At 46.8% G+C, this 16185-nt stretch carries 17 protein-coding genes and 1 pseudogene; 8 read left to right on the top strand and 10 right to left on the bottom strand.

Going from position 1 to position 16185, the window contains the following annotated elements; all coding sequences use genetic code 11:
• Positions 1 to 332 precede the first annotated feature (332 nt).
• On the top strand, positions 333 to 1493 hold the full coding sequence (locus ACE1CM_RS00155) for a sugar phosphate nucleotidyltransferase (protein WP_374875387.1): 1161 nt from the start codon (positions 333 to 335) through the stop codon (positions 1491 to 1493).
• A 74-nt stretch (positions 1494 to 1567) separates the two neighbouring features.
• Here the strand turns inward: ACE1CM_RS00155 and speA are convergent, their stop codons facing one another.
• Both speA and ACE1CM_RS00145 read right to left on the bottom strand, forming a co-directional pair.
• Positions 1568 to 3490 (bottom strand): biosynthetic arginine decarboxylase, encoded by a 1923-nt coding sequence (speA, locus tag ACE1CM_RS00150; RefSeq protein WP_374875510.1) that lies wholly within the window; start codon positions 3488 to 3490, stop codon positions 1568 to 1570.
• 260 nt (positions 3491 to 3750) lie between these two features.
• The gene (locus ACE1CM_RS00145) at positions 3751 to 4176 is read right to left on the bottom strand and encodes a hypothetical protein (RefSeq protein WP_374875386.1); all 426 of its coding nucleotides are present in this window, start codon (positions 4174 to 4176) and stop codon (positions 3751 to 3753) included.
• Positions 4177 to 4219: 43 nt separating this feature from the next.
• On the opposite strand from ACE1CM_RS00145, the gene ndk reads away from it, so the two are divergent.
• On the top strand, positions 4220 to 4672 hold the full coding sequence (ndk, locus tag ACE1CM_RS00140) for a nucleoside-diphosphate kinase (RefSeq protein ID WP_226583261.1): 453 nt from the start codon (positions 4220 to 4222) through the stop codon (positions 4670 to 4672).
• 296 nt (positions 4673 to 4968) lie between these two features.
• On the opposite strand, the gene ACE1CM_RS00135 is transcribed toward ndk, so the two are convergent.
• Positions 4969 to 5559, bottom strand: a complete 591-nt coding sequence (locus ACE1CM_RS00135; RefSeq protein ID WP_374875385.1) for a Uma2 family endonuclease — start codon at positions 5557 to 5559, stop codon at positions 4969 to 4971.
• A gap of 365 nt (positions 5560 to 5924) precedes the next feature.
• Between ACE1CM_RS00135 and ACE1CM_RS00130 the strand changes: the two genes are divergently transcribed.
• Positions 5925 to 6083, top strand: a complete 159-nt coding sequence (locus ACE1CM_RS00130) for a hypothetical protein (RefSeq protein ID WP_374875384.1) — start codon at positions 5925 to 5927, stop codon at positions 6081 to 6083.
• Here ACE1CM_RS00130 and ACE1CM_RS00125 read toward each other — a convergent pair.
• A complete protein-coding gene (locus tag ACE1CM_RS00125; RefSeq protein WP_374875383.1) occupies positions 6080 to 7036 on the bottom strand; it encodes a phosphoribulokinase in 957 nt (318 codons plus the stop codon). The genes ACE1CM_RS00130 and ACE1CM_RS00125 overlap by 4 nt on opposite strands.
• A 67-nt stretch (positions 7037 to 7103) precedes the next feature.
• Between ACE1CM_RS00125 and ACE1CM_RS00120 the strand changes: the two are divergent.
• A pseudogene (locus ACE1CM_RS00120) lies at positions 7104 to 7342 on the top strand (2-dehydropantoate 2-reductase N-terminal domain-containing protein); the annotation flags it as partial.
• A 16-nt stretch (positions 7343 to 7358) separates the two neighbouring features.
• On the opposite strand, the gene ACE1CM_RS00115 reads toward ACE1CM_RS00120, so the two are convergent.
• The 3 genes from ACE1CM_RS00115 to ACE1CM_RS00105 all read right to left on the bottom strand — a co-directional run bounded on the left by ACE1CM_RS00115 (position 7359) and on the right by ACE1CM_RS00105 (position 9150).
• The gene (locus tag ACE1CM_RS00115; RefSeq protein WP_374875382.1) at positions 7359 to 8108 is read right to left on the bottom strand and encodes a hypothetical protein; all 750 of its coding nucleotides are present in this window, start codon (positions 8106 to 8108) and stop codon (positions 7359 to 7361) included.
• 481 nt (positions 8109 to 8589) lie between these two features.
• The gene (locus ACE1CM_RS00110; RefSeq protein ID WP_374875381.1) at positions 8590 to 8748 is read right to left on the bottom strand and encodes a helix-turn-helix domain-containing protein; all 159 of its coding nucleotides are present in this window, start codon (positions 8746 to 8748) and stop codon (positions 8590 to 8592) included.
• 111 nt (positions 8749 to 8859) lie between these two features.
• Entirely contained in the window at positions 8860 to 9150 is a 291-nt protein-coding gene (locus ACE1CM_RS00105; protein ID WP_374875380.1) for a helix-turn-helix transcriptional regulator, read from the bottom strand.
• A 187-nt stretch (positions 9151 to 9337) separates the two neighbouring features.
• Here ACE1CM_RS00105 and ACE1CM_RS00100 point away from each other — a divergent pair, with 187 nt between their 5' ends.
• A complete protein-coding gene (locus tag ACE1CM_RS00100) occupies positions 9338 to 9538 on the top strand; it encodes a hypothetical protein (RefSeq protein ID WP_374875379.1) in 201 nt (66 codons plus the stop codon).
• Between the two features lie 90 nt (positions 9539 to 9628).
• Positions 9629 to 10219 carry a thioredoxin family protein gene (locus ACE1CM_RS00095; protein ID WP_374875378.1) on the top strand — a complete coding sequence of 197 codons (591 nt, stop codon included), beginning with the start codon at positions 9629 to 9631 and terminating at the stop codon, positions 10217 to 10219.
• A gap of 300 nt (positions 10220 to 10519) precedes the next feature.
• Here ACE1CM_RS00095 and murG read toward each other — a convergent pair whose 3' ends face one another.
• The gene (murG, locus tag ACE1CM_RS00090; protein WP_374875377.1) at positions 10520 to 11632 is read right to left on the bottom strand and encodes an undecaprenyldiphospho-muramoylpentapeptide beta-N-acetylglucosaminyltransferase; all 1113 of its coding nucleotides are present in this window, start codon (positions 11630 to 11632) and stop codon (positions 10520 to 10522) included.
• Between the two features lie 531 nt (positions 11633 to 12163).
• Here murG and ACE1CM_RS00085 point away from each other — a divergent pair.
• Together ACE1CM_RS00085 and ACE1CM_RS00080 are read left to right on the top strand one after the other, a co-directional pair.
• Positions 12164 to 13051 carry a nuclear transport factor 2 family protein gene (locus ACE1CM_RS00085; RefSeq protein ID WP_374875376.1) on the top strand — a complete coding sequence of 296 codons (888 nt, stop codon included), beginning with the start codon at positions 12164 to 12166 and terminating at the stop codon, positions 13049 to 13051.
• Positions 13052 to 13186: 135 nt separating this feature from the next.
• A complete protein-coding gene (locus ACE1CM_RS00080; protein ID WP_374875375.1) occupies positions 13187 to 13960 on the top strand; it encodes an SDR family oxidoreductase in 774 nt (257 codons plus the stop codon).
• Positions 13961 to 13993: 33 nt separating this feature from the next.
• Here ACE1CM_RS00080 and ACE1CM_RS00075 read toward each other — a convergent pair whose 3' ends face one another.
• Both ACE1CM_RS00075 and ACE1CM_RS00070 read right to left on the bottom strand, forming a co-directional pair.
• Positions 13994 to 14395: a hypothetical protein gene (locus ACE1CM_RS00075; protein WP_374875374.1), complete on the bottom strand. Its 402-nt coding sequence runs from the start codon at positions 14393 to 14395 to the stop codon at positions 13994 to 13996.
• Between the two features lie 15 nt (positions 14396 to 14410).
• Positions 14411 to 15664, bottom strand: coding sequence for a hypothetical protein (locus tag ACE1CM_RS00070; RefSeq protein WP_374875373.1), 1254 nt, complete (start codon positions 15662 to 15664; stop codon positions 14411 to 14413).
• Between the last annotated feature and the right edge of the window lie 521 nt (positions 15665 to 16185).

Genomic DNA, 16185 nt, shown 5'->3' with positions numbered 1-16185 from the left:
CAGAGAAACCCGGTTTCTTTGCGTAAGTCCTGAAACTGTAAGGAGGAGAGCCAGTGCGGTCTTGGGGAAACCCCAAGTCGAGCAACTGGCGTATCACCACGCCCTCGTGGCAAGTGTGGTGAGCCCGGAGAACCCTAGAAATAGGGATATTAAGATTGAAAGGTCTTAAGAATCCCCGTACCAATAGGCGCGGGGAGTGTCAACAGTTTGAAGAGCTAAATTGCTAGAACATCTGTCAATGATTCCCGCTCTTGACAGAAAATTGAACAGAAGATTTGATTTGCCATCAAATCCCCCAACTTTAGTAGCCAAGGGTTGAAGGACAAATATTGATGAAAGCCATGATTCTGGCGGCTGGGAAAGGTACCCGCGTCCGTCCAATCACTCACACAATTCCCAAGCCTCTAATTCCAATCCTGCAAAAACCAGTGATGGAGTTTTTGGTCGAATTGCTGCGCCAACACGGTTTTGACGAAATCGTGGTCAACGTCAGCCACCTAGCCGATGAAATAGAAAACTATTTCCGCGATGGTCAGCGCTTTGGAGTCCAAATTGCCTATTCTTTTGAAGGTCGAATCGTTGAAGGCAAGTTGGTGGGAGAAGCAATCGGTTCGGCGGGTGGGATGCGTCGCATCCAAGACTTTGCCCCATTCTTCGATGATACCTTTGTGGTGCTGTGCGGCGATGCCTTAATTGACCTGGATTTAACCGCTGCGGTGAAATGGCACAAATCAAAAGGCGCGATCGCTACCGTGGTGATGAAAACCGTCCCCCGCGAAGAAGTTTCTAGCTACGGGGTAGTCGTCACCGACGAAGAAGGTCGCATCAAAGCTTTCCAAGAAAAGCCAAAAGTAGAAGCAGCCCTCAGCACCAACATTAACACCGGCATCTACATTTTTGAGCCAGAAGTGTTGGATTACATCCCCTCTGGCGTCGAATACGACATCGGTAGCCAGTTATTCCCCAAACTGGTGGAAATCAACGCCCCTTTCTACGCCGTCAGCATGGACTTCCAATGGGTGGATATCGGTAAGGTTCCCGACTACTGGCAAGCCATTCGCGACGTGTTAAAGGGGAAAGTCAAAAACGTCTCAATTCCAGGACATCAAGTGCGTCCCGGCGTCTACGCGGGGCTAAACGTGGCGGCGAACTGGGACAAGGTGGACATCACAGGACCAGTATACATCGGCGGCATGACCCATATCGAAGACGGCGTTAAAATTATCGGGCCGACGATGATCGGGCCAAATTGCTGGGTCTGCAAAGGAGCCACCATCGATAACAGCATTATCTTTGATTACTCCCGCTTGGGGCCAGGGGTGCGTTTAGTAGACAAGCTGGTATTTGGTCGCCACTGCATCGATAAAACGGGTGCATCGATTGATGTAGAAGCAGCCGCTTTAAACTGGCTGATTACCGACCGGCGTCAGGAATTCCCTACCGAAGAACCTGAAGAACAACGAGCGATCGCTGAATTACTCGGTAATGGGTAATGGGTAATGGGTAATTGGTAATTTTAGATTGGAGATACCCAATTACCAATTACCAATTACCTATTACCTATTACCTAACTCGACAAATACGTGTAACGACTCAAACTGCGTTCGTAATTTTGCAACAACAACTGGGATTCTGGAATCGTAATCTGATTCTCCAATAGTGCTTGCTCGCAGCGGCGGCGGATATTCTCCACCAAGTCTTCGGCGTCGTACTGCACGTAGCCCAAGACTTCTTTCATCGTATCCCCTTTGACCACATGTTCGATCTGGTAACCTTTCGGCGTCAGTTTGATGTGGACTGTATTCGTATCTCCAAATAAGTTATGGAGATTTCCCATAATTTCTTGGTAAGCACCGTTAAGGAACATCCCTAAGTAATAAGGTTCTCCAGGCTTAAACGGATGCAATTCTAATACCGACTTAACATCCCGCAGGTCAATAAACCGATCGATTTTACCATCGCTATCGCAAGTCAAATCCGCCAAAATTCCTCGCTGGGTCGGTTCTTCATCCAGCCGGTGAATTGGCATAATTGGAAACAGCTGGTCAATCGCCCAACAATCCGGCGCCGATTGGAACACAGACATATTCACGTAGTAGATGGAAGCCATAATTTTTTCCAGGTCTTCCAACTCATCTGGAACATATTCCTGCTGCCGCGTAATTGCTAGAATTTTGTGGCAACATGCCCAGTAAAGTCGCTCGGCTTTGGCGCGTTCGGTTAAGCGCAAAATCCCTAAATTAAACCGACTGATCGCCTCTTCTTTAAATTGCGTCGCGTCGTGGTAAAATTCTTGGAAATTTTCGGCGTTGATCGATTGGTAAGTTTCCCAAAGATAGCGAATCACTGGAGATTCGCCGTCTTGGGGGGGTTCCGGTGATTCGTGGGGGACTTCACTCGTGCTGAGTACGTCGAAAATCAGCACCGACTGGTGGGAAGCGACAGCACGTCCGCTTTCGCTAATCAGCGTCGGTACGGATACGTTGCGTTCGCCGCAAGCATCTTTTAACTCGGCAACGATGTCGTTGGCGTAATTCTGCATGTTGTAATTTTTGGAGGCGTAGAAGTTGGTTTGAGAACCGTCGTAGTCCACGCCCAATCCGCCACCGACATCAAGGTATTTCATATCGGCTCCCAGTAACGCCAATTCGACGTAAATTTGACTAGCTTCCCGGATGGCTTCTTTGATGACGCTAATCGAGGAAATTTGCGAACCGATATGGAAGTGCAACAGCTGCAACGAGTCTAACAGGTTAGCCCCGCGTAATTGTTCGACAGCTTGGATAATTTCTGGTATAGTGAGGCCGAACTTCGCGCGATCGCCTGTAGAAGTCCCCCAGCGTCCCACTCCCTGAGTACTGAGTTTCGCCCGCACGCCTAAAATTGGCTTAATTCCCAACTGGCGCGAAGCTTCAATCGCGACTTGCACTTCTTCGATTTGTTCCAGGACAATTAACGGCAGTTGTCCCAGTCGCTGGGCTAACATTGCCGTTTCAATGTATTCGCGATCCTTGTAGCCGTTGCAGACAATTAAAGCACCGGGAGTATCCAACAGCGCTAAAGCAATCATCAATTCGGGTTTTGAACCCGCTTCTAAACCAAACTGATGGGGTTTGCCAAACCGTACCAAATCTTCAACTAGATGGCGCTGCTGGTTGCATTTTACCGGGAACACGCCTCGGTAGGAACCGGGGTAATTGTAGCGCGCGATCGCTTTGGCAAAGCAAGCATTCAACCTTTCGATGCGGTCTTCCAAAATATCCGAAAATCGGATCAGCAGGGGAAGCCCCAAATTGCGCTGTTTTAGCGCCTTCACCAGTTCAAATAAATCCAGCGAACCGCCGCGTTCCCCCTTGGGAGACACCGTCACGTGACCCGCCGCATTAATCGAGAAATACGGTTCGCCCCAGCCTTGTATGCGGTACAATGCTTCGCTATCTTCCATCGTCCATTTTTTGGTCATTTCCCGTGCCGCAGCAGGCAAAAGCATCAAAGACTTAGCCTCTGCCAACGATAATGAATCAACAGAATTTCGTACTCGGTCTTCAACACCCTTTTGATCCGTCGTCGGCTGTGCCCCCATGTCTATCCCCCATGCAACAACTACCGACATGTCAGTTTAGCGCATCTACAACCCTTGCATCGTCGGTTTTCCCACTACTTTTGACATAATTTTTGCACCAACAACGAGACGATGGCTAGAAACCCGGTTTTTTCGTCAATGTCTAGCCGCCAAACCCAGAATTTTTCCTAAAAACCGGGTTTCTTTCCAGCTAGCTTCTTGATAAAAGTATCCCCAAAAGCTTTAACTTCAACAGCAGAAGCCTCTCGCTCACCGCTGTGCGGGAGCGAGAGGAGATGAATGCTCGCGAGCTTGTAGAGCGTTCCCTGACCAATGTGCGTCCCTTGCGCGTGTCCGCAGGACTTAGCACTCGGGAGGGGAACAGCGACGAAACTCGCAACCTCCTGTGGTAAAGTTGAACCATCTTGACCCTCACTGCCGCAAGCGAGAACCAAGCTAATAGGCACAGGTTGCAAGAGCAAGTTATGGGTCTTGGGAACCAGGACTTCTGCCCTTGGAGGGAATGTGAGACCAAAAGAACTAGGTAGTTCTCTTGGCAATTCTCGATGAATTGGGAAGCCCACACCTGACCGAGGTAGGAGTGGGTAGTTCACGATACTAGGCTGGAACCCGAATTGTAACGCGCAGGTATTTAGAGTGGAACGGACATTTCTAGCAGTCAAACCCGATGGCGTCCAACGCCAACTCGTCGGCGAGATTATCCGGCGGTTTGAAACCAAAGGTTTTACCCTAGTTGGCTTAAAGCTAATGCAAGTCAGCCGCGAACTCGCCGAACAGCACTACGACGTTCACCGGGAAAGGCCATTTTTCTCCGGTTTAGTTGACTTTATCACCTCTGGTCCCGTCGTAGCGATGGTGTGGGAAGGTGAGGGCGTCGTCGCATCCGCACGCAAAATCATCGGCGCTACCAACCCCCTCACGGCTGAACCGGGTACAATTCGCGGTGATTTCGGAGTTAGTATTGGTCGCAACCTGATCCACGGTTCCGATGCGATTGAAACCGCCCGTCGCGAAGTTAGTCTGTGGTTTAAAGACGAAGAATTAGTAAGTTGGCAACCGAGTATTACTTCTTGGTTATACGAAAAATAGGTTGCTGATTTAGTTTGAAATCATGCCATCGTTCAATCGATGGCATTTTTTTCTGTTGTCGCCGCATCAGCAACCGGGTTTTTCTAAAAAACCCGGTTTCTTTGGTGTTTATGCGATGGCTATACATGCTAAATTTGTGGTACTATAAGGATAATGGAAAAGGTGCGCCCATATATGCACGATCTGAATGGGAAAATTAGGGATTAAAGCGTTTAAGCACGACCAACTAGCTACAAGCGATATGCCTCCCAACGCTAGCGCGAACGCCGGCGCATCCCTCCACCTTGTATAACTTGCTATTCTTCTTCATCGCTCTCAAAATTAACCCCGGCGTAAATATCCTGGAACGAAATTTGAAACTGAATCGATTTTAAAGATAAAACAGCGTCTTCAGACTCATATTCAGTTAAAACCCATTGCCCCTCAGAGTTTTTAGCAAACTGTTCGATGTGATATTCGTATTGGTCAACCAGAACATATTCTTTTAAATCGGGAATCGATCGATAAAATCGAAACTTATCTGTTTTGTCATAATTTTTAGTCGATTTTGACAAAACTTCCAAAATCATCAAAGGATTGGTAACGGTTGTAGTGCGTTTCCCATCATAAACAGGCGCGCCTTGAATCACCATCACATCCGGATAGGTGTATAGACGATAACGCGGTATCCACAACTTCACATCACCCATATAGATTTTGTAATTTTGCCCCTTCATATTAAATTTGAAGTTGGTGCAAAAATTCAACGCGATTTCGTTGTGGTTGGTTGTTTTGCCTGTCATTGGCACTATTTCTCCATCTCGGTATTCGCTTTTGTATTCGGCAGTCTCTTCTAATTCCAGATATTCCTCTGGTGTGTAGGAACGTTTTTGAGTTTGAGTTTGCATAGGATCAATTTCTAAAATTTGTGGTACTATAAGGATAATGGAAAAGGTGCGCCCATATATGCACGAGCTGAATGTGAAAATTAGGGATTAAAGAGAGAGCGCCACATACCCTAGAAACCGGGTTTTTCCAAAAAAACCCGGTTTCTGGCGTTTATCGATCAAAGGTTAAATGTTTTATCAATCGCAATAACACCGACCAAGATTGTAGGGGCACGGCATTAAATAATTTCGGGTTAGGGACGAAACTTATTGATGCCTTGCCCCTACCCCGTAATTGATGCTGCTCCCTCGATTCGCCTTGCACCGCGCGAGCGCCAGATAGTTACAATAGTTTACATCCCGTTCATCAAAACTTAAGCATTCCTATGAATCGGTCAAAAGTCGTAGCAATTATTACAGGGGCGATTTCAGTTATTTTAGCGCTCGCCTACTTACTCCTCGTCCAACTCCTAGACTTTCGCGGCGAAATGCAACCCGCCCCTCTAAGCCAACTCCCTCCCCCTGCGGAAATTACGCAGAGCTAGCGGTAATGTCCTATACTAACTAACTGAGTCGCCTTCAGCATGTGATAGGCTACCAATAGCTGAGTCAAAGCCAGGGGGTAACTTTGGAGGGTTTCCCCAGTAGTCCCGGTAATTTTGCCCAGTTCCCGATCGGCGTCCAGGCTACAGTAGGGCAATAAGTCGGGAATTTCGCTGCATAGAAGCTTCTCTAACTCTTTGACTTGATTGCTAGTGGCGTGACTATCGACTTCCAGGACGTCAACAGGCTTACCCATATCCCGATCCAATCCTAGACGAATCGCTGGCATAGTTTTAGCAGCGGTTTGATCGAAAATTTCCGTCAAGTCTGGGTGGGGAATCGTCGGTCTAAGTACCAAGCGCACGTTCAGGCGTGAATAATCTTCATTTGATACATCTTCAGGCGGGTAGAAACTCACCACCACATCGGCATATTGGCGCTGAGGACGGATAAACTGTTCCGAGTCGGGTTCGCGTTTTCTCAGTTCGGCGAGAACTTCTTCCTCCTTGTAGCCCCGCTTCATCGTATCGCGCTTTACCTTCCACTTAAACCGCAACCATTCCGGCGGTGCGAGGTACACCTTCACATCAAAGCAGTCCCGCGCACCACGGGTAGCATAACCCAACAAACCTTCAACCATGACAAATTTGTTGGGTTTGACATACTCCGGCGGCTCAAACGTCCCCGTTTTATGGCTGTAAATTGGTTTTAGAATCGGTTGTCCCGTCCGCAGCAAGTTTAAGTGCTGCTGCATAATATCCAAGTAGTTGCAGTCCGGGTGCAAAGCCGTGATGCCAACTTCGGCACGCTGGCGGCGATCGTAGCGATGATAATCATCCGTACAGATTACCGTAACATTGTTTAGTCCCAATACCTGGGCGATGCCTCTAGTCAGCGTGGTTTTTCCGGCAGCGCTATCGCCAACAATGCCAAGGATAATGGGACGGTGGCTCATAATTAGATATTAAACAGATTTTTGATCTGAGATTAATTTTAGGCAGGAACGTGCAAAGTATCAACGTATGATCCGACATTGTAATTACGCTATTCTTGGCACTGGTGCGCTGGGTGGGTTCTATGGTGCGCGCCTGCAAAGGGCGGGTTTTGAAGTTCACTTTCTGCTGCACAGTGACTACGAATATGTTAGCCAGCATGGTTTAATTGTTGAGTCCGCTGAAGGCGACTTCGCCTCCCCTATCTTCGTGCCTATTGCGACACAGCTCAAATGCCGCCTTGGGATGTTTTCGTTGTTAGTTTGAAAGTAGGATAAAACTACATCACTTATTTTCTTTTTTATTGACCCAGGGTATCATACTGGCTAAACGCTTTCGGATGCGATCTAGTTTCTTTTTCTGCTTTATGATTTTCTTTGAACGTTCGAGAAAATCGATTGCATTGGCATCTTTCAAATACTTCCTGACTTGCCGGTACGCTTCTTTAACGGGTATAGGGTGACTTGACGCTGGATGGTATATCTCAACTCTGTCATCTACTACCACTTTCAGCCCTGCCTGGTAACTATGAAAGGCTGTCATTACATCTAGCCCCCAACCATAAGTATTTGCTTGTATATCCACGGGGTATAATTTTGCTAGTATATCAGTACGAGCCAAGAAAAAGAAGCCTTCACAGAGATAGCATTCGCGTACTTTTCCCGTACCCCGATTATAGCAGTAATCGAACGCTATTCTTGAATCGTAGCGAAGTGAAGGAGTGTAGACACCGATCTGCTTTTCTGCCAGCACTAATTCGATGCAGTCGGCTAAAAGTTTCACATCTGGAATCTGAATATCAGAGGCAACGAATAGTAACCACTGCTTACCTTTCTGCAATGCAACGCGCACAGACTCGTTCCACAAACCAGTATAGTAAAGGTTTGCCACAATCAGATCAACCGTTCGGGGAGGCGACGGAGAACTACTATCAATCAGAATTGTTTCAAAGTAAGGAGATAAACTTGCCTTGATCGCATCAGCATTATCTGAGAAATCGTAATTGGTTACAACTGCAATTGCTGATTTTTTCATAGATGTATTGTTATGATTAATTCCGCTCTTTGTAGTTATCATACTGGGGAGGATGGGCTGGCGTTAGCCACTGTAACCGATGTGGCGCTTGAGTCGCTAACCTTTGAAGTTCCTGTTCGTTCTCCATTTTGATTCACTCTCTGGGCGGTTGCTCACAGATAGCACCACAACAATTCTTATCTGTACTCGGGCAAGCATCTGGGTAAGCACCTTGTGTCCAGGAACGCGATTTTAACCCGGATGCAGATTAATTTGCCCTGCCACAAGTTTATCAATTAAATTGGTGTTCGCCTTTGACAAAAGTCCACAAGACTTTTGGCAACAGTCAACGCTGCTTAACTAGGCATTTTCAATCGTTATCCCGGTGCGATCGCATGGGCGATATGTAGTCGGGAATACCTTTACTATCCAGTCCCATCGCTAGTACCAGCTTGTTTAAATATACTCCCATCTCGCGAGTCAAAGTGAGTGCCGCGATCGCTCAGTTTTCGGCTTGAGGCGAAGGCGAAGGTGGCCCCAAATCATCGGGTATTTCTTCAAGCGACTTTCCCAAGGCGCGACAGAGTGCTTTCGTTTGAGCGATGGTTAGCTCTAGTTCATCTTCTCCACTTTCCCATCGGCTAATTGCTTGCTGAGTCAAAGTCTTTTTCCTAGTTTTATCTGGAATTTGCTTAGCTAGCTCTGATAGCTGCTTGTCTCAATCGTCGTAGGACTGGTATATCTTCCAGGGTGTATTGTTTTTTTTTTGACATTACTCATTAGTCACAACGTTGGATTTTGATTGCCTTGGTGCGCCAAAGTCATCCGGCAGTTCTTCGAGTGACTTCCCTAAAGCGCGGCATAGAGCTTTCATTTGAACAACCGTTAACTCTGGCTCATCTTCGCCGCTTTCCCATCTACTGATAGCTGCTTGCGTTAAAGTCTTTCTCCTTGTCTTATCCGGAATTTGCTTTGCTAGTCCTGCTTGAGTTAAGCCTGCCTCCTCTCTTAATCGTCGTAGGGGTGGTATATCTTCTGAGTTTGATTGTTTCTTTTTAGACATCTTAATTGAGCTAAGCATACTTATTGAATAGAAGCAGATTCATAAGTAAGCTTATGGACGTAAACAACACAAAAAGACCGCCCCGCCTCCTGGTCAGGGTGGCGATGGACTGTCCTGTTCGCAGAAAGGGCGATCGCATGGGAGTGCGATCGCCCCGACTAAACACAACTAATACAAGGATAAAACGATGACCGACATTCACAACAGCGCTCAAAGAGCGCGACTTTTCCCTTGGATAATTGTCCGCTTATTACCTAACTTGCAGCGTATCACCGTTGGGCGGTTTCGCCATCGCTCCTCACGCCGAGGGACACTTGCGCGTACTGAAGCAGGTAATGCCGATGGCAGATTTTGCGATCGCCTTCGATCTCATGGGGGAATAACATAGACTTCCCCCCCTCTCCCAAGAGTGGGTGAGGGGGGTTGAGGAGTTCTTTACACTAGATCAAGGACGAACTAGATAGAAATCATCCATCATATGACTGCCAATTTACCCCAATCGCCAGCCAAGCCGGAAACCTCAATGGGGACGCGAGTGAGAAACTTGTTGATTGTCATGGTTGCGATCGCCCTCACCGTTTCCCTATTTTTAGGAATGCGAACCCAGACAGACACCGCCACCCTCACCGAACTAGCGGAAAACTCGACCCCCCTAGAAGTCGCCATGAGCAACGGCAAACCAACCCTAATGGAGTTTTATGCCAATTGGTGTACCACCTGTCAAGCAATGGCGAAAGACATGGGCGAACTAGAACAAGAATACGCCGAGCAGGTAAATTTCGTCATGCTCAACGTCGATAATGACAAATGGCTGCCCGAAATTACACGTTACCGCGTCGATGGCATTCCCCATTTTGTCTTTTTCGGCAAAGATGGAACAGAAATTGCTCAAACCATTGGCGAACAACCCCGCACCATCATGGCAGCTAATTTAGCAGCACTTGTTGCCGGTGAAGAATTGCCCCATGCTAAAACAACAGGTCAAACATCCAAATTTGAAGCACCCGTAAGCGCGAAAAAATCAGCAAGTGAAGATCCGCGCAGTCATGGCGCTCAAGTGGTAAATTAATCAGAAATTTGCCAGCTTAATCAACGGTGGGTAGGGGCACGGCAGCAATAAGTTTTGTCGCATTTCTCAAAGTTTTTCTCTTGCCGTGCCCCTACAATTTTGTATTGCACCCCGAAATCGAGTTAGGATTAGGCTTGTGGCAAGGCGAGTATAACGGCATCACTCGCCAATGGTTGCGCTGGTATTGTAGGGGCACGGCATAAATAAGCTTTGCCCTTAACGAGAAGGTTTTCTCCCGCCTTGCCCCTACATCCCTCTCCCCTCCCTCCTCTTCCTTGGCGTTCTTGGCGTCTTGGCGGTTCAATTCTCCAATAATTCTCGCAGCAACTGTGCCAACCTTTCCCCACTATCTCTAACCGCGAGACTTGCCGCATTTTGCGCCATTTTTGCCAATTCTTCCGGCGTTTCCAACAAACTCAATACCTTTGTTTTCAAAACCTCCGCCGTCAATTCCGATTGCTTAAATACCAATGCCGCACCCACATCTCCAAACACCTTGGCATTAAAACTTTGATGATCTTCCGCCGCAAACGGATAGGGAATCAAAATTGCTGGCGTCCCCGTTATCGCCAATTCAGTTAGCGAACCCGCGCCCGCCCGACTAATCGCTAAATTCGCCCGTTGCAACAATCCCGCCATATTATCGTAAAACGGCAGACAAATATATTGCGGATGTTGCAAACTTCCCGCTTCCGCATCTTTATCTCCCGTTAGATGCACCACCCACGCACCCGCCTCAAACCAAGCTGGCGCAGCTTGACGCACCATTTGATTAATTGCAACCGCCCCTTGACTTCCGCCAAAAACTATGATAATGGGAACCTTGTCTGGAATCGGCAGATCGTGGTTTTGGGGTGAAAGGAATTGCTGGCGCACGGGGGTACCCGTACAAACAGTTTTGCCACGGGGTAAATACTTCGCTGCCGCTGGAAATCCGATGGCGACGGTAGTACAAAATGGACTCAAGAAGCGGGTGACTTTACCCGGTAGGGCGTTGGACTCGTGGAGGATTGCGGGTAAATTGAGACTGCGCGCCGCAATAATCGCAGGTGCCGCAATATACCCGCCGGTGGTAAATACACCTTGAAATTTTCCTTGTTTGAGCAGTCGGCGACAAGTCCAAATCGCCGCGATAAACCGGGTGATAATACGCAGAGTCCCCAATCCAAAGCGCTTTTGAAACCCTTCTAAAGCAATCGTCTTGAGGGGATATTTAGATGGAACGAGGTCTTTTTCTAAGCGATGGGGAACGCCGAGCCACTGAATTTGGTAATCTGGCAGTTGTTCGGCAGTTGCGAGCGCGGGAAATAGATGCCCCCCCGTACCGCTAGCAGCAATCAGCAAGCGCAGCGGCGCTACAGTCGATTTTTTCACAGTCACTGGCGTAGTTAAACTTTGTTTCTCAGCTAGCATCAAACCAGAACGAGCGATAGTGAATTACCTACATTGACGCTTCGCGTACACAGTAGGCTTCCTGTCTCACTCGCCGTTGCCACGTTGGGAACAGAGTTCGGGACACGGGCCCGATGATGGTCAATCACAGCGTCTCGAGGAGATTCCTCCTTTATCCAATCAATGCTGGAACCCAGGCAGCTGCCCGCCTTCCGCAGGCAGAAAACTTGTTGATTTGGGGACTTTTTTAGGGAAACTACGGCATTCATTTCCAATCCCAGTGTGGTGTCTAGCCTTTTTGATTCCCCTTTGAGCGGTTCGCCCACCACGGCTACTCCTCTGTCCCAACTAGGGGTTCGGGATATCTGCATAATATCACGGAGACGGGCAAAAACAAGGGCTACCCCTCTCCTGGTCAATCCTGCGGTTTGATATAGTCAAGGGGCGTTTCGTTTTTGCCCGGGCATTCATCTCAACGCCTCCCTATCGGGTATGTGTGAGGCTTCTGCCCGAATTAGCTAAACTTTTAACCTGACTCTAAAAATATCACCGATGCACTATTCTCTCAAATTATTCCCAGGCGCTGCCCCCAGATTAGCCATAATTTTGGTAACGGCGCTAGGGTTATCAACGGGTGGAAACTCTGCTTTAGCAGCGACTCCCGACACCGCGCCTCCTGAATTGAAAAACGCATTATCGCAAATCGACGCCGCCGCAAATCGTCGAGACGTGCAAGGGGTGATGCAGTTGTACAGCCCAAATTTTAGCAATAGCGATGGCTTAAATCGCCAAAACATGGAAAAAGCGCTAGGTCAACTTTGGCAGCGCTATCCCCAATTGCAATATCGTACCTCGCTGGAATCTTGGGAACGCGATCGCACCGGGGCAATTTTAGCCGTTACCGTGACCCAAATTACCGGCACCCAAGCCATTGACGGCAGAGACTGGACTTTCAACTCTACCATCCGCTCGCGGCAGCGGTTGGAAAACCAAAAAATCGCCCGCCAGGAAATTTTAGCCGAACGCACTCAGCTAACTTCCGGCGAAAAGCCCCCCAACGTCGAGATAAAATTACCAGAAACAGTCCGCGCCGGACAGGACTTTACCTTTGATGCCGTTGTCAGAGAACCCCTGGGCGACGACGTGCTAGTCGGCGCAGCTTTACAAGAATCTATCACGGCCCAAGGTTATTTAAACCCCACCCAGGTACAATTAGAACCCCTGGCGGCAGGGGGAATTTTTAAACAGGGTCGCGCACCCAATAACGCCGGTAAATACTGGATATCAGCGGTTCTGGTACGAGCAGATGGTATGACGATCGTCACCCAACGCCTGCAAGTAGAAGGCACTGCTCGCCCCACTCGTCAGCAAAATCGCCCATCCAATCCTCGCACCCGTCCGACTCGCGAGCAAAATCGTCCCTCTGGTGGTGCGAGTTAGCACCTCGTGCAGGTGAGCAATGTCGGGGCGGGTTTTACCAACAATCGTTAAACTCCAACGTTAACCGCCCCTTTTAGCGAGTCAAAATTACCGATGCCCCATTAGCAATTAGCAATTAGCAATTACCCAATCAACATGATTTCAATTCAAGATCAAATCGTTCTAATTACAGGTGCGAGTAGCGGTATTGGCGCTTCCTGTGCCAAGCTATTTGCTCAAGCGGGTGCCAAATTAATTTTGGCAGCGCGCCGCCAAGAACGATTGGAACAATTCGCCGACCAACTGGGGAAAGAGTTTTCCTGCGAGACTTATTTGTTGCAGTTAGATGTGCGCCAGCGCAACGCTGTAGAATCTGCCTTACAATCCCTGCCAGAATCTTGGTCTAATATCGACATTCTGATTAATAATGCCGGTCTGAGTCGCGGATTAGATAAACTCCACGAAGGGGATTTCCAAGACTGGGAAGAAATGATCGATACCAATATTAAAGGCTTGCTTTATCTCACCCGCTATATCGTACCGGGAATGGTCAGTCGCGGTAAAGGCCACGTGGTTAATATTGGTTCGATTGCCGGACATCAAACTTACCCAGGCGGTAATGTTTATTGTGCCTCTAAAGCTGCGGTTAGGGCGATTTCTGAAGGATTAAAACAAGACCTTTTAGGAACTCCCGTGCGCGTGACTTCTGTAGACCCCGGTTTAGTGGAAACCGAATTCTCTCAAGTGCGATTTCATGGAGATAGCGAGCGCGCTAAAAAAGTATACCAAGGACTCACACCTTTAACCCCAGATGATGTGGCAGATGTAGTCTTTTTCTGCGCCACCCGTCCCGCCCACGTTAATATTAGCGAGGTGTTGCTCGTCCCAACCGACCAAGCAACTGCAACACTGGTTCACCGACGAACTTAGGAGCAATTTAAATCTCAAATCCCAGCTGCTTTTTCACTCACATTGTTTAACAATTGTCAAGGGAACAGCTTGCCTGACCACCTGATAAACTTCCTGACACTCAGGGAAAGCTTTTTGTAGATTCCATCTTGGAATTGCCAAATAGTAATCTGGCTTAGAAATATTTGATTCCTTAACTTCTCCGACACCACTACCAGGTTTAGCAATTAATTTTGCTTCCTTTACACTAATACCAGGTTTAGCAAATATTTTGGCTGAATCCAAAGGTCCGGCAACTAGCACCTGCTTCCCCGTCTTGCTATTCTGATTAACCCACTCCATAGCCTCACGGAGACTCAATCCCCAATATTCGGTTTCATATCGATTATAGGCTCCTATCAAACCCCCAGATAAACGATTAAAATAGATGTATTCATAGGGATGAATATTTATCATGTCGAAGCCGATATGTCAACATAAAATAATCATCAAAACCAGTCCAAAAAATCGAATAAATTTGCCCTTATATTTTTTCCATAACCAAGCTATTGAAGTCGCGGAAATGGCAGCAATTCCGGGCAAAATAAACAGAAACTGGCGCATCCCGTCGTACAGGGTTGAACCCTTAACGACCGCATAGATTGACAGGGAGAAAATTTGCAGTAATACCAAGATTAAACAAGCCTTTTGTAAATTCGAGAATTGGGAATATTTGTAGACGCTTAAACCTAACCCAATAATAAAAAGTAATAGAAATATTTCTGGGACAGTTATAGTAACTATCCGGGGAAGATAATACCAAGGCAATTGGCTACCTAAGATAAATTTACCATCAAATAAAACCGTTCCTGACCAACCATGTTTAGAGTGATATTTGACCGTTTCCAAAAACCATCCCACAGGATTTGACCAAGATACAGGATGACATACGGTGGTCACAATTGCCCAAGATATAAATATCAATATCCAGCCGATAAAAATATTTTTATATGTATCTCTATTTATTTTTCCTGTTCCCACTCTGGTTACTATATAAGTGAATGGAATAAATCCCAGGAAAACAAATCCTCCAATCCTAGCAATCGTAAGCAATCCTACCAAAAACCCAAATAAAATTGAAGTTATACTAAAGCGGTTAAATCCAATTTTGACTTTTTCATTTAATTTCGAGTAACCCTCGACTAAATAGGCTCCCATCCAGGTAGACAAAGTGAACAGAACCGCAAATGGGAGATCCTTTGGGTTGAAGAAGCTATGTCCCCAAAAACCCGGAAAAAGTGCTAGAGTAATAGCCCCTAGCCATGGGTACTCGGATCCACAAAAAATGCCCACATTCCCTGCTACTGATACATAGGCTAAAAGAGAAAATAAAAACGTTATTACATGTTTGAACGCCACTCTATCCCCATTAATTTCTATTCGACTGTCTATACCGTTTTTCAATTGGTATAATGTTTCAGCAGCAACATCTAATACAACACCGTAGTATTGAATATTATCGGGTTGCGTTGGCAGGGGTTTCTTTCGAGCGATTAACTCGTAGTTCCACAGGACATTTTTTATGTAGAGAGGCTCATCCCATGATAACCCGTAGTTATTAACTGTTGATAACCCTATAGTAGCTATTAACCCAATTGCCATAGCCGTTTTAATAAAACCATTGTTAAAAAATCGTTGATTTCCCACCTCTATTTGAGCAACACCATTACTTAGATTTGTATTCATGGGTCTCACTTCTTGCATAATAAAAGTAGTAGAAATAGGGATATTAAAAACGAATGCCCTTCTGTATTACAGCCATGTTGGCATAAGTTCTCCCAGTATGCAACCTGTTTCTCAGTGTTTTTACAGAAAAATTATCTTTAGATATATTAAGGAGGGATAAATCTGGGGACAAGAGCGGTAGAATTACTGAGGTCAAGCTACCTCTATAGATTTGAGGAGATCAAGGATTACTTAACTGACTTACGGTTCGCTCATTTGGCAGGGAGTTAGAGAAATTGGACTCTAGGAACCCTTTATGGCAGGCCGATAGTTTTTCGTTAACGAAAAACTATCGGCCTGGGGTAATCAAACACTTGCTGTGGATGGGGAAATCGCTCTTAAGAGTAAATAGACGCCAATAAATTGACATCAAGCCATATTGATGCTGGCTCAAAAAAAGCTGTATATTAAATTTTAATTAATCAAAACTCAACCTTTCTACCTGTTAGCAAATAGCATCATCAACAGAAAGTTGAGTGTGA

This window comes from Microseira sp. BLCC-F43 (genome assembly GCF_041929235.1).
In the GTDB taxonomy this organism is placed as follows: Bacteria; Cyanobacteriota; Cyanobacteriia; order Cyanobacteriales; family Aerosakkonemataceae; genus Microseira.
This window is presented reverse-complemented; position numbering and strand designations above follow the sequence as displayed.

Bases quoted from the DNA above. Each gene is read 5' to 3' on its own strand.
- speA (WP_374875510.1), bottom strand. From the start codon at position 3,490: ATGCTTTTGCCTGCTGCGGCACGGGAAATGACCAAAAAATGGACGATG.
- ACE1CM_RS00085 (WP_374875376.1), top strand. From the start codon at position 12,164: ATGCACTATTCTCTCAAATTATTCCCAGGCGCTGCCCCCAGATTAGCC.
- ACE1CM_RS00100 (WP_374875379.1), top strand. From the start codon at position 9,338: ATGACCGACATTCACAACAGCGCTCAAAGAGCGCGACTTTTCCCTTGG.
- ACE1CM_RS00130 (WP_374875384.1), top strand. From the start codon at position 5,925: ATGAATCGGTCAAAAGTCGTAGCAATTATTACAGGGGCGATTTCAGTT.
- murG (WP_374875377.1), bottom strand. From the start codon at position 11,632: ATGCTAGCTGAGAAACAAAGTTTAACTACGCCAGTGACTGTGAAAAAA.
- ACE1CM_RS00155 (WP_374875387.1), top strand. From the start codon at position 333: ATGAAAGCCATGATTCTGGCGGCTGGGAAAGGTACCCGCGTCCGTCCA.
- ACE1CM_RS00125 (WP_374875383.1), bottom strand. From the start codon at position 7,036: ATGAGCCACCGTCCCATTATCCTTGGCATTGTTGGCGATAGCGCTGCC.
- ACE1CM_RS00105 (WP_374875380.1), bottom strand. From the start codon at position 9,150: ATGTCTAAAAAGAAACAATCAAACTCAGAAGATATACCACCCCTACGA.
- ACE1CM_RS00070 (WP_374875373.1), bottom strand. From the start codon at position 15,664: ATGAATACAAATCTAAGTAATGGTGTTGCTCAAATAGAGGTGGGAAAT.
- ACE1CM_RS00095 (WP_374875378.1), top strand. From the start codon at position 9,629: ATGACTGCCAATTTACCCCAATCGCCAGCCAAGCCGGAAACCTCAATG.
- ACE1CM_RS00135 (WP_374875385.1), bottom strand. From the start codon at position 5,559: ATGCAAACTCAAACTCAAAAACGTTCCTACACACCAGAGGAATATCTG.
- ACE1CM_RS00115 (WP_374875382.1), bottom strand. From the start codon at position 8,108: ATGAAAAAATCAGCAATTGCAGTTGTAACCAATTACGATTTCTCAGAT.
- ACE1CM_RS00080 (WP_374875375.1), top strand. From the start codon at position 13,187: ATGATTTCAATTCAAGATCAAATCGTTCTAATTACAGGTGCGAGTAGC.
- ACE1CM_RS00075 (WP_374875374.1), bottom strand. From the start codon at position 14,395: ATGATAAATATTCATCCCTATGAATACATCTATTTTAATCGTTTATCT.